General features: G+C 46.0%; 11 protein-coding genes and 1 tRNA gene. 10 read left to right on the forward strand and 2 right to left on the reverse strand.

Going from position 1 to position 11,481, the window contains the following annotated elements:
* The coding region (locus tag GX419_08840; GenBank protein NLI24797.1) for a hypothetical protein at positions 1–138 on the forward strand (138 nt) is incomplete at its 5' end.
* On the opposite strand, the gene GX419_08845 is transcribed toward GX419_08840, so the two are convergent.
* Positions 135–335: a hypothetical protein gene (locus GX419_08845; GenBank protein ID NLI24798.1), complete on the reverse strand. Its 201-nt coding sequence runs from the start codon at positions 333–335 to the stop codon at positions 135–137. The two genes, GX419_08840 and GX419_08845, sit on opposite strands and share 4 nt — an antisense overlap.
* An 81-nt stretch (positions 336–416) precedes the next feature.
* Between GX419_08845 and GX419_08850 the strand changes: the two genes are divergently transcribed.
* Positions 417–1,334, forward strand: coding sequence for a DMT family transporter (locus GX419_08850; protein NLI24799.1), 918 nt, complete (start codon positions 417–419; stop codon positions 1,332–1,334).
* Positions 1,335–1,344: 10 nt separating this feature from the next.
* Here the strand turns inward: GX419_08850 and GX419_08855 are convergent, their stop codons facing one another.
* Entirely contained in the window at positions 1,345–2,247 is a 903-nt protein-coding gene (locus tag GX419_08855) for a YegS/Rv2252/BmrU family lipid kinase (protein ID NLI24800.1), read from the reverse strand.
* 182 nt (positions 2,248–2,429) lie between these two features.
* Here GX419_08855 and porQ point away from each other — a divergent pair, with 182 nt between their 5' ends.
* The 8 genes from porQ to GX419_08895 all read left to right on the forward strand — a co-directional run bounded on the left by porQ (position 2,430) and on the right by GX419_08895 (position 11,319).
* On the forward strand, positions 2,430–3,497 hold the full coding sequence (porQ, locus tag GX419_08860) for a type IX secretion system protein PorQ (GenBank protein ID NLI24801.1): 1,068 nt from the start codon (positions 2,430–2,432) through the stop codon (positions 3,495–3,497).
* Between the two features lie 7 nt (positions 3,498–3,504).
* On the forward strand, positions 3,505–4,206 hold the full coding sequence (locus tag GX419_08865; GenBank protein ID NLI24802.1) for a (d)CMP kinase: 702 nt from the start codon (positions 3,505–3,507) through the stop codon (positions 4,204–4,206).
* A gap of 45 nt (positions 4,207–4,251) precedes the next feature.
* On the forward strand, positions 4,252–5,127 hold the full coding sequence (locus tag GX419_08870) for a 4-hydroxy-3-methylbut-2-enyl diphosphate reductase (protein ID NLI24803.1): 876 nt from the start codon (positions 4,252–4,254) through the stop codon (positions 5,125–5,127).
* Positions 5,128–5,198: 71 nt separating this feature from the next.
* Positions 5,199–6,176, forward strand: coding sequence for a 6-phosphofructokinase (gene pfkA / locus GX419_08875; GenBank protein NLI24804.1), 978 nt, complete (start codon positions 5,199–5,201; stop codon positions 6,174–6,176).
* 103 nt (positions 6,177–6,279) lie between these two features.
* On the forward strand, positions 6,280–8,760 hold the full coding sequence (gene priA / locus GX419_08880; protein NLI24805.1) for a primosomal protein N': 2,481 nt from the start codon (positions 6,280–6,282) through the stop codon (positions 8,758–8,760).
* A gap of 110 nt (positions 8,761–8,870) precedes the next feature.
* Positions 8,871–9,818 carry a D-glycero-beta-D-manno-heptose-7-phosphate kinase gene (locus tag GX419_08885; protein NLI24806.1) on the forward strand — a complete coding sequence of 316 codons (948 nt, stop codon included), beginning with the start codon at positions 8,871–8,873 and terminating at the stop codon, positions 9,816–9,818.
* Positions 9,819–9,868: 50 nt separating this feature from the next.
* A tRNA-Pro gene (locus tag GX419_08890) sits at positions 9,869–9,942 on the forward strand.
* A gap of 387 nt (positions 9,943–10,329) precedes the next feature.
* The gene (locus GX419_08895; protein ID NLI24807.1) at positions 10,330–11,319 is read left to right on the forward strand and encodes a hypothetical protein; all 990 of its coding nucleotides are present in this window, start codon (positions 10,330–10,332) and stop codon (positions 11,317–11,319) included.
* The last annotated feature ends 162 nt before the right edge of the window (positions 11,320–11,481 follow it).

The raw sequence follows: 11,481 nt of genomic DNA on the forward strand, positions 1-11,481 counted from the left end.
GTTAAGCCCGGATTGCGCATCAGGAGTGAAAACGAACTGATGCGCAGTGCGCTGGCCTTGCGCGAAAGCATCCGGGCAAATCCCGCTGAAACGCAGTGGAAGCGGCCGATTAAGCCCGGATTGCGCATCAGGAGCTAAAGCGAACTGATGCGCAGTGCGCTGGCCTTGCGCGAAAGCATCCGGGCAAATCCCGCTGAAACGCAGTGGAAGCGGCCGATTAAGCCCGGATTGCGCATCAGGAGTGTAAGCGAACTGATGCGCAGTGCGCTGGCCTTGTGCGAAAGCATCCGGGCAAATCCCGCTGAAACGCAGTGGAAGCGGCCCGCAGGGAACATTGCGCACTTTTGCTGCGCAATGTGGAATAAATCATTTGCACTCCTAATAAATTCATTACTTTTGCCGCAAATTTTTTCAGGGTGTCGCGCAAATTGCTGATGTACGTATTGCTTCTTGCCGCCATGCTTTTCTGGGGCTTTTCCTTTGTATGGTATAAAATGGCGTATCAGCATTTTCTTCCTCTCACTGTGGTATTCTTCAGGCTTTCCCTTTCATCCGCTTTTCTTTTCCTGCTGGCTGTGACCATGAGGAAGTTGCAGCATGTATCCCGTAAAGACCTGCCACTGTTTTTTCTTGTCGCTCTTTTTGAACCATTCCTTTATTTCATAGGTGAAAGTTTCGGAATGCAATATGTTTCATCCACTTTGGCATCCATTATCATTGCCACCATTCCTGTTTTTACCCCTGTGGCTGCCTACTATTTTTTCAAGGAAAAAATTTCTGTTCTCAACATCGCCGGTATTATCATCTCCCTTGCTGGTGTGCTGATTGTGGTTAATGCAAATTCCTCCCATGGCACTTCTTCCCTCCTCGGCGTCGTTCTTATTTTTATGGCAGTTTTTTCGGCTGTTGGTTATTCCCTGCTTGTAAAACGGCTGACGGAACGTTTCAATCCGTTTACCATTGTAGCCTGGCAAAATGGCATAGGTGCCCTTCTCTTCCTGCCCTTATTTTTGGTGTTTGAATTCCCCGCGCTGGACTTTGGTGCCATTACATGGAAAAATATGCTGCCGGTTGTTTATCTCACTTTTTTCGCCTCAGTTCTTGCCTTTATTTTCTTCGTCAATGCAGTTTCCTCGATAGGTGCTTCAAAAGCCAATATTTTTACCAATGCCATTCCGGTTTTTACAGCCTTGTTTTCGTGGCTCCTTCTGGGAGAGCAGTTAAGCGCCATGAAACTGACAGGAATGTTCATTGTTATGGCAGGCATCGTCATGTCGCAGATGTCGCGCAGCAGGATTACCCGTTTTCTGATGGTTTTTCGCTCGCAGGAATAAGGACAGAATCTTATTTCCACCTTGACTGTTCGTGCACAATAACATTCAGTCCTTTGTGGACGGCTTCAATGGTAATTTTTTTTTTCATAACAGCCGGTTCTCCGTCATAATGAACAGCCCCTGCCTTTTTCCTTTTGAGAACGGCTTTATCGGTGCGCAGAACCTTCAGGTAGGGACTTTTGTGCAATTTTCGGCTGAACAGGCGATACCCGATATTCAGAGCCCGGAATCTGGGAAACGGCGCCAGAATGCAGATATCCAGTTTACCATCCTGAATATCGGCATGGGGCGAAATGTATGCATTGTTTCCCCATTGGGCTGCATTGGCAAAAGTGACAAGAAATGCCCTGCTGTTGACTCTGGTTTTCCCGGCTTTTAACTGGTATTTCTTGGGTTTGTAATGGACATATTCCGAAAGCGTGGTTTTGACATACGTAATAAATCCTCTTTGTTCGCTTTCGGCAAAGCGCATACCGACAAAAGCATCAAAACCAACACCACAGGTACAGAAAAATGGAATACCGTTAACCAAACCATAATCAATGCTGATTACCTTGCTATGGTTAATCACATTAACCGCCTCCTTAACCCGGACAGGGATTCTTAGATGCCTTGCCAGTCCGTTTCCTGATCCGACCGGAATAATACCGAGAGCGGCATCTTTCCCGGCAAGGGCCGCTCCGACTTCATTTACCGTTCCGTCTCCTCCTACTGCAATTATTTTCTGTATGCCTTTTTTTATAGCCTTACGGGCCAGCTTTGTTCCATGACCCTTATATTCTGTGTACCTGAATTCCGGTTCATACCGCTTTGTATTCAAATGCCGCCGAATGGAATTTTCCAGATTGGTCTTGCTGCGAATTCCGGCAATTGGATTGATTATAAATAAAATTGGCTCTTTTGCCTTATCCATTATACCGTTTTTAATAGAATTTCAACTTTCCAATGCAAAGGTAGACGAATATTGGATTATCGCAATTATTAGCCAATGAGACGGAAGAAGGGTTACGCCGAACGCGATTTTCTGATTTCAGCCGATAATTCATACTTCTTCTGTATTTTTGCCGTTAATAAGTTGTATCGAAAACTTTTCTTTTGAACCGATTCGGCTACATAATCTTTGCGGGCGCTTTTCTGCTGACCGGAGAAATCTCAGGCCAGATTGGAGGAACTTCCACATGGAATTTTCTGAATCTTACCAGCTCAGCGCGAATTGGTGCTCTCGGAGGGAAAAATGTGGCGCTGGCTGATGGGGATCTCAACCTGGCATATTTCAATCCTTCCCTCCTTACGGAAGACATGCACAATAACCTGGCCCTCAATTATGCCACGCTCTTTTCCGGTGTCAGTTACGGATACGTTGCTTATGCCAGAACCATTCCAAAAACCGGCACATTCGCCGGAGGAATTCATTATATTAACTATGGAACATTTTCAGCTGCCGATGAAACAGGACAAATAACAGGCCAGTTCAGGGCTGCAGAATATGCACTTTATCTCACGTATTCACGGACATTTGATACATGCTGGAATGCCGGTATTACTATCAAGCCGGTGTATTCATCGCTCGAACGGTATCAGGCGTTCGGACTGGCCGCTGATCTTGGGGCATCCTATACCTCCCCGAACCGTCTGTTTACGGCCGGATTAGTTTTTCGTAACATGGGACTGCAGTTCAAAGGATACTATACGCAGTCGAAAGAACCGCTTCCATTTGAAATCCTGGCGGGAGTAGCCCAGAAACTGCAATATGCTCCTTTCCGTTTCCTCATTACCGCCCAGCAGCTTCAACGCTTTGACCTTACCTATAAAAACCCGGATGATCCGTCCGATATTGACCCCATAACCGGCAAGCCCGTAAAAAAGAACCGGACGGAAGAACTGGCCGATCAGTTCATGCGCCATATAATACTTGGTGTGGAATTTGTCCCTTCCCGCAGTTTTTACTTTCGTCTTGGTTACAACTACCAGAGAAGAAAAGAAATGATGATTGACACACGTCCGGGCACCGTTGGATTCTCATGGGGCTTCGGGCTTCGTATCAACAAATTCAATATTAGTTACGGACGGGCAGCCTGGCATCTGGCCGGCGGCACCAATTTCTTTTCCCTCAGTACCAATTTCTCCGAATTTGGCTTCCTCGACAAATCAATCAATCAGTAAACCGATCATGCAATCCATCCCCGATCATCTTATTATAGCCGTTGACGGACATTCCTCCTGCGGTAAAAGCACTTTTGCCAAAGCTATTGCAAAACGGCTCGGATACAGATATATTGACAGCGGGGCAATGTACAGGGCCGTCACTCTGTTCTGTTTACGAAAACATCTTTTTCACGGCGAAAATCCTGATATGGAAAATCTGCTCCGGCTGCTTCCTGAAATCGAAATTTCATTTGAATACAGTCCCGCACGGCAAGAGAACGAAATTGTGCTCAACGGCGAGTTTGTCGAAGAAGCGATACGTGAGCCTGAAGTAGCCGGAAAAGTGAGCATCATCAGCAAAATTCCCGAAGTTCGATTACGGCTGGTGGAAATACAGAGGAAGCTGGGAGAAAAAGGCGGCATTGTAATGGACGGACGGGATATAGGTACGGTTGTATTTCCTCAGGCTGACATAAAAATTTTCCTCACCGCCTCACCGGAGATACGAGCTCAGCGACGCTTCAAAGAACTCCGGGAAAAAGGAATCGATATCAGCTTTAAGGAAGTTCTGGAAAACATTCTCGAACGCGACAGGATTGATTCAACCCGGTCGGTTAGTCCCCTGAAAAAAGCTCCCGATGCACTCCTGCTCGACAATTCGCATATGACTGTGGAACAACAAATGGAATGGTTTGAAAAGGTGTTGCATGAACGGTTCGGAAGGTAATCAGATTGTATTATCTTTGCAGGCTTTAATTCGAGGTGTGAACCAATGGAAATAACCATCGATCCGGATGCAGGCTTCTGCATCGGAGTTACACGGGCAATCCGGATGGCTGAAGAAGCGGCAAAGAAAGGTCCTGTTGCCACTCTGGGAGATATCGTCCACAACCCGGAAGAAGTACAGAGGCTGAAAAACAAAGGCATCGGCTCGGTAACCCACACCGATCTGCCAAAAATGCAGGGTAGCGTTATTCTGCTCCGGGCTCATGGCGAGCCACCTTCTACCTACGAAACAGCTCAGCTTTGCGATCTGAACCTTATCGATGCTACCTGTCCGATTGTTGCCGGCGTTCAGAAAAAAATCAAAAAGGCCTATAAAGAAGCTCTCACCGTCAACGGACAAATCGCCATATACGGAAAGCCTGGTCATCCCGAAACTATTGGTCTTAAAGGACAAACTGGAAATACAGCAATCGTCATTTCTGAAACGGCTGATCTGGATACAATTGATTACAACCGGCCGCTCTGGCTTTTTGCCCAGACCACCATGCAGCCGGCAAAATTCAGCCTGATAGCCGGCGAAATCAGAAAAAGATTCATCCAGGCTGGCCGGAACCCTGACGAAATGCTCCGGGTATCCAGTACAATTTGCCGCTATGTTTCCGGAAGGGAAGCAAAAATCAGAGAATTTGCGCGAAGGTTTGATGTAATTGTCTTCGTTAGCGGAGCAAACAGCTCAAACGGAAATTACCTCTATTCCTGCTGTAAGGAAGAAAATCCGAGGAGCTATTTTGTTTCACACGCTGATGAACTGAAAAAAGAATGGTTTGCCGGTGCATCTTCTGCCGGAATCAGCGGTGCTACCTCAACACCCCAATGGCTTATGGAAGAAGTAAAAAACCGCATGATGGAGCTGGAAAAATAATATTCACTTAATACATTGTAATTAAACGTTTTATACCTTTGCAACGATTTTGTTTAACATAGATTGAGATTATGAGAGAAGTGAAAAAAATCGGAGTGCTTACCTCAGGAGGGGATGCACCGGGAATGAATGCTGCTATCCGTGCCGTAACCCGTGCAGCACTGCACCATAACATTGAAGTGTATGGCATCATGCGGGGATACGAAGGGTTGATTAGCGGAGAAATCAAAAAGATGTGTTCCTCGGATGTGAGCGGAATTATTCAGAAAGGGGGAACTATCCTTCAGACCGCCAGATCAGTGGCATTCCGCACACCGGAAGGACGAGTACAGGCCAGGGAAAATCTGAAAAAATTTGACATCGACAGCCTGATTGTAATCGGCGGTGACGGATCATTTGCCGGAGCCAGCATTTTCTCCCGTGAGCACAATTTCCCTGTGATCGGAATACCCGGTACGATAGACAACGACCTGTACGGAACAGAATATACCATCGGGTATGATACTGCACTGAATACCGTAGTGGAAGCCGTTGACAAGATTAAAGATACTGCCAGTTCGCATAACCGTATTTTCTTTGTGGAAGTGATGGGCCGTGAAGCCGGCTTTCTTGCCCTCATGAGCGGCATTGCCTGCGGAGCAGAAGCTATCCTGATTCCCGAAGTTCCGGGACAAATTGACAAATTAATGAACTATCTTTCCTTGCGGGGCCAGCAAAAGAAATCCAGTATTATTCTGGTGGCCGAAGGGGAAGATGAAGGCGGAGCAATTGCCGTCTCCAAAAAAGTCCAGGCTGCATTCCCGCAGTTTGATATACGGGTGACCATTCTCGGACACATTCAGCGAGGCGGAAGTCCCACAACCCACGACCGTGTTACAGCCAGCAGGCTGGGTGTTGCTGCAGTGGAAGCCCTGCTCGATGACCAGACCAGCATTATGGTTGGTATTGATAACGATCAGATTGTGCATGTTCCTCTGAGTAAAACCATCAAGTTGCATAAAACCGTTGATCCCCAGCTTCTGGAAGTTGCCGAAATTCTGATTGGATAGACACCCTCCGTGCGGAATTCTGCCATCCTGTGCCGGTGCTTTTTCGTCATAAAGCCACATATTAACAGTGGTTTGGGTATATTTGTATGCCCAATCCGCTAATATGACGAATCATCCGCTTTATGCCGAGGTTATCCTGCCCCTTCCCCTTCCGGGGACTTTTACTTATACGGTTCCTTCCGGATGGGAAGACAGGATGAAACCCGGAGTACGTGCACTGGTTCCCTTTGGTGCACGCAGAATCCTCAGCGGAATTGTTGCATCGGTTACTGATACAGCTCCCGAGGTGCCCAATGTAAAGCCGTTGACGGATATTCTGGACGAATCTCCTGTTGTGGTTCCTTTTCAAATTACATTCTGGCATTGGATTGCTGACTATTATATGTGTACGCCGGGGGAAGTGAGCAAGGCAGCCCTCCCGTCAGGACTGAAACTTGAAAGTGAAACCCGGATGTTCGCACGGGAAGACTTTGTGAAAACTGAAGAGCTGTCCCCCTCCGAATTGGCCATCTTCTCATTGCTTCAAAAGAAAAAAGGCATGCGGATCAACGATATAGCAAAACAGTTGCAGAAGAATTCTGTCCTTCAACCGTTGAAAAAACTGCTCGACAAAGGAGCTGTTTCAGCCAGCGAGAGTATAAAAGAAGGATACCATCCCCAGCTGAAAGCTTACCTGCGCCTGCACTCCGACTGGATTAACCCGGCATCACATACCACGCTCAATGAAAAGCTGAAAAAGGCACCCCGGCAACTTCAGGCAATGGAAAACTTTCTGCGGCTGGCTGAAAAGGAACCATCTCCTGATAAATTCCTGATTGCACGCGAAGAATTTTTGCGCATTACAGGAGTTTCCCATGCTATAGTGCGAAATCTCATCGAACGCAATATCCTTGTTGTTGACTATCTGGAATCCGCATCAGAAAAGGAAGTGCTCTCAGAACCAGTTATTTCAACTGTTCTGGAAGAACCTCAGCAAAAGTGCCTTGAAGAAATCAAAATGCACTTTGAAAAAACCGCGACCGTTCTTCTGCATGGAGTTACTTCCAGCGGCAAAACGGAGATCTATATTCACCTCATATCCGAATATCTCCGCCAGGGGAAACAGGTTCTGTACCTGCTTCCGGAGATAGCACTTACTTCGCAGATTATCAGGCGACTGCAAAAAGTTTTCGGGAACCTGGTGCATGTGTATCATTCCCGTTTCAGTGACGCTGAGAGAATTGCAACCTGGAACAAACTTCTGCCTGAACAGGGTAAGACACCTGAGCCTTCCATCATCCTGGGTGTGCGTTCTTCTGTCTTCCTGCCATTCACCAACCTTGGCCTGGTCATTGTTGACGAGGAACACGAAAACACCTACAAGCAGTTTGATCCCGCACCCCGTTACCATGCACGTGATGCAGCCATCGTACTTGCCGGTCTGCATGGTGCGAGAGTATTGCTCGGATCAGCAACCCCGTCGGTTGAGTCCATGTTCAACTGCCAGAGCGGGAAATATGCGCTGGTAGAACTGAAAGAACGGTATGGCAATATTAAACTTCCAGCCATTGAAGTGGTAGATATGCGCATTGAGCGGAAAAAAAGACCTCCCAGAATATTGTTCTCCGACCGTCTTTCAGAAGAAATCAAGCAGGCCCTTTATCAGAAGGAACAGGTAATTCTCTTCCAGAACCGGCGCGGATTCGCTCCCTACCTGCAATGCCACGAATGCGGCTGGGTACCTGTATGCAGGCATTGTGATGTAAGCCTGGTATATCATAAACAGCTCAATCAGCTTGTCTGTCATTATTGCGGCACCGTGTACCCCGGCAACATGCAATGCCGGCAATGCGGCAGTACCGACCTGCGCACCATGGGCTCAGGGACCGAGAAAATTGAAGAAGAAATTTCCCTCCTTTTTCCCGGTGCCAGGGTGGCCAGGATGGATCTGGATTCAACCCGTTCCCGGACATCGTACGAAAGAATACTGAATGAATTTGAACAGGGAACCACCAATATTCTGGTAGGAACCCAGATGATAACAAAAGGTCTTGATTTTGACCGCGTGCAGGTTGTGGGCATCATTAACGCCGATCATCTTCTGAATTTTCCTGACTTCCGTTCCTTTGAACGTGCTTTCCAGCTGATGGAGCAGGTAAGCGGCCGGGCCGGGAGAAGAGACCGGCAGGGAAAGGTGATCATTCAGACTTCCCAACCGGAGCACAGAATCATACGGGCCGTAATGAAACATGATTTTTATGCCATGCTCAGGGAAGAACTGCACGAACGCAAAACCTTTCAGTATCCTCCCTTTTCGCGTCTCATCCGCATAACGGTCAGGCACAGTTCAGAAGACAAAACAACCCGTGCCGCTCTTCACCTTGCAGAAACCCTCCGTGAAACTTTCCCGGGAAGAGTAACAGGCCCGGATCTTCCTGTAGTGGGCAGAATCCAGAACAAGTACCTGAGAAATATCCTCATTAAACTGGAACGGGGAAAGAACCTTGAAGCCGACAGAAAAAAGGTTGCTGCCATACTGGAACAGGCAAAGCTGGTTCCGCTTCTTAAGGGCGTTGATATTGTTCCGGATGTGGATCCCTTTTAACCTGAAGCAGAATTAATCATCAAATTGCTATCTTTGGCCTCCTAAAATTTTGCATTGTGACAACCCGTTCAATAAAGGAAGCTTTTGAAGGATTTTCGCGCCTTCGCGTTATGATTATCGGTGATGTTATGGTCGATTCCTACCTGTGGGGTAAGGTGGAACGCATATCGCCCGAAGCACCGGTTCCCATCGTAACATGTACCAACAGGGAAGACCGGCTGGGAGGTGCTGCCAACGTGGCCCTGAATATCCGCAGCCTGGGTGCATCAGCCCTCCTCTGTTCGGTAATAGGAAACGACACGGCAGGAAAAACCTTCATCAGGTTGCTGAAACAAAATAAAATGGAAACTGCCGGCATCCTTTATGACTCAACCCGAAAAACGACCCAGAAAACCCGCATTATCAGCAGTAATCAGCATTTACTGAGGGTTGACGAAGAGGATACCCACTATCTGCAACCTCATACCGAAACCCTGCTTCTTGAAGCGATACGCGCACTGGTTTCGCGGATAAAAATTGATGCCGTAATTTTTCAGGATTACGACAAGGGAGTTATCACACCGCGCATTATTGAAGAAACATCAAAACTCTTCCAGGAGGCTGGCATTCCGGTACTGGTTGATCCCAAAAAACGCAATTTTGCCTTATACAGGAATGCTACCGTTTTTAAACCCAATTTCAGGGAATTTGCCGAAGGCGTAAAGGCTGACATTTCGCGCAATGACAGGGAGAAAATTGCCCGGGAAGCCTCAGCATTTCTCCAAAAGACAGGACATAAATATTTGCTGCTCACTCTTTCGGAGCAAGGGGTGTTGATAACCGACGGCCGCGAATCGCATCACATTCCGGCACATGTTAGAGACATCGCCGATGTTTCGGGAGCCGGCGATACGGTAATAAGTGTTGCCGCCCTTTGTTTTGCGTCAGGACTTTCTCCTCTGGTAACTGCTGAAATTGTCAATCTTGCCGGAGGTATTGTGTGTGAAAAGGTTGGGGTGGTTCCTGTCGACAGGGAACAGTTGCTGCAGGAAAGCCTTCAGCTGGATTTTGTGAAATAAGACCTGAATTTTGGGGAACTTTTGTATCTTTGCAGACCTAAAACCATTTTCGGGGTGTGGCGCAGTTGGTTAGCGCGCTACGTTCGGGACGTAGAGGCCGGTGGTTCGAGTCCACTCACCCCGACGAACATTTTTTTTAAAAATATCTTAAAATTCACCAGAAGCCCGCAGAATAAAGCCTGCGGGCTTCTGTCGTTTTGGCAGCGCCCATTGTTTTAGCTCAAAAAATGCCATTTTTTCCTATTTTCGTGCAACGGTTGTGCAACGCCGTGCAACGAGGCCAAAAAACCCGTTGCACGCATGTAATATCAAGGGTTTTTAAACTTTCCAAAATGATGCATCTCAAATTTTTTATGATGAAAAAGATTCCTGTTACTACGCGCCCTTAAAGGATGAAATACATCTCGTTAAAATTGATGCCTTTACCGACATTGTAAATTATTACAAAGTACTCTTTCATGAGGTGATCCACTCTACAAAGCACCCATCAAGGCTTGGCAGGGGAAAACCATTGAAAGATTCACATAACAGCAAAGCTGAATATGCAGCTGAAGAACTTGTGGCGGAAATCGGAGCCGCTATAATGGCAACTGAACTTAGCCTAATTTACGACCGCCAAAATACAATAGTATATTTGAAAGGCTGGCTCGATGAAGCCGTTAAGAAGTCAGGCAAAGACCAGGATTCTATATTGCTCGAAGCCTACGGGTATGCCATTGATGCAGTAGAATACTTGCTGAAAGACGTTGATGTTGATAAAATATTGCCAAAATCAATATTAGAGCGTGCCAAAACAGAAGGGGAAAAGCCGGAAGAAAAATCTGAAAAAGAATCAGGGAAAGATAAATTGCCTAAAGCATCCAGTTCACAAACAACTTTATGGGGAATTGGGAATAGAATTGATATTATTGAAATAAACAATCAGTTTAATCACGAAATAGATTTACTTTCCAAAAACAAGCTACCTAAAAATCATATCTTCAAACTTGGTGATCCCACTGAAAAACTGCTTGCAGCAGGGATTCCTAATTTAGAAATTGAATTATCAGCATCAAGGTTGCTAAACAAATCAAAACAAGAGGAACATAAATTTGAGCTGACTGAATTAAGAAATCTCCCAATCCTCATTCAAAATCCTATTGCGGTATTCAGAAGTGCAACACAATTAGGTGCATTTGTAGTAATGCTCGAGATTGAAAAAAAAGGTAAACCATTTGTTGTTGCGCTGCATTTAAAAGCCTTCGGCAACAACCACATCAACAGCATACGATCTATTCATTATAGAAAAGCAAGGCATCTCATTAACTGGATAAAAGAAAAACTACTTTTGTGGGTCGACAAAGAAAAAGCTCTTAATTGGCTATCCAAACAGCGGTACAATTCCGCTGACGTTGGATATACAATTAAGAGCGTCACAAATATAATAAAAAACTTTGTCAATCCCAACAATGAATCTGATAATTCACTTGGAAGAAACTCACTGGGGTTAGTTAACCTCTAACTCTGAAAGGAGATACGTATAATGTTTCGATGGGAATCTCAAATTTTTCGAAAAGACGTTTAGCATAATTGGTTATTTCATTTAAATGCCAGCTATCATTGATTTTAATCATTTTAAGATCCGAAAGCATCTGTATAAGGTCATTCACAGAATATTTTTTAA

The sequence above is a fragment of the Bacteroidales bacterium genome, from assembly GCA_012517825.1.
Lineage (GTDB): Bacteria > Bacteroidota > Bacteroidia > Bacteroidales > JAAYUG01 > JAAYUG01.

Excerpts from the sequence above, each read along its gene's own strand:
- GX419_08870 (NLI24803.1), top strand. The coding sequence starts at position 4,252 with ATGGAAATAACCATCGATCCGGATGCAGGCTTCTGCATCGGAGTTACA.
- pfkA (NLI24804.1), top strand. The coding sequence starts at position 5,199 with ATGAGAGAAGTGAAAAAAATCGGAGTGCTTACCTCAGGAGGGGATGCA.
- priA (NLI24805.1), top strand. The coding sequence starts at position 6,280 with ATGACGAATCATCCGCTTTATGCCGAGGTTATCCTGCCCCTTCCCCTT.
- GX419_08855 (NLI24800.1), bottom strand. The coding sequence starts at position 2,247 with ATGGATAAGGCAAAAGAGCCAATTTTATTTATAATCAATCCAATTGCC.
- GX419_08885 (NLI24806.1), top strand. The coding sequence starts at position 8,871 with ATGATTATCGGTGATGTTATGGTCGATTCCTACCTGTGGGGTAAGGTG.
- GX419_08865 (NLI24802.1), top strand. The coding sequence starts at position 3,505 with ATGCAATCCATCCCCGATCATCTTATTATAGCCGTTGACGGACATTCC.
- GX419_08845 (NLI24798.1), bottom strand. The coding sequence starts at position 335 with ATGTTCCCTGCGGGCCGCTTCCACTGCGTTTCAGCGGGATTTGCCCGG.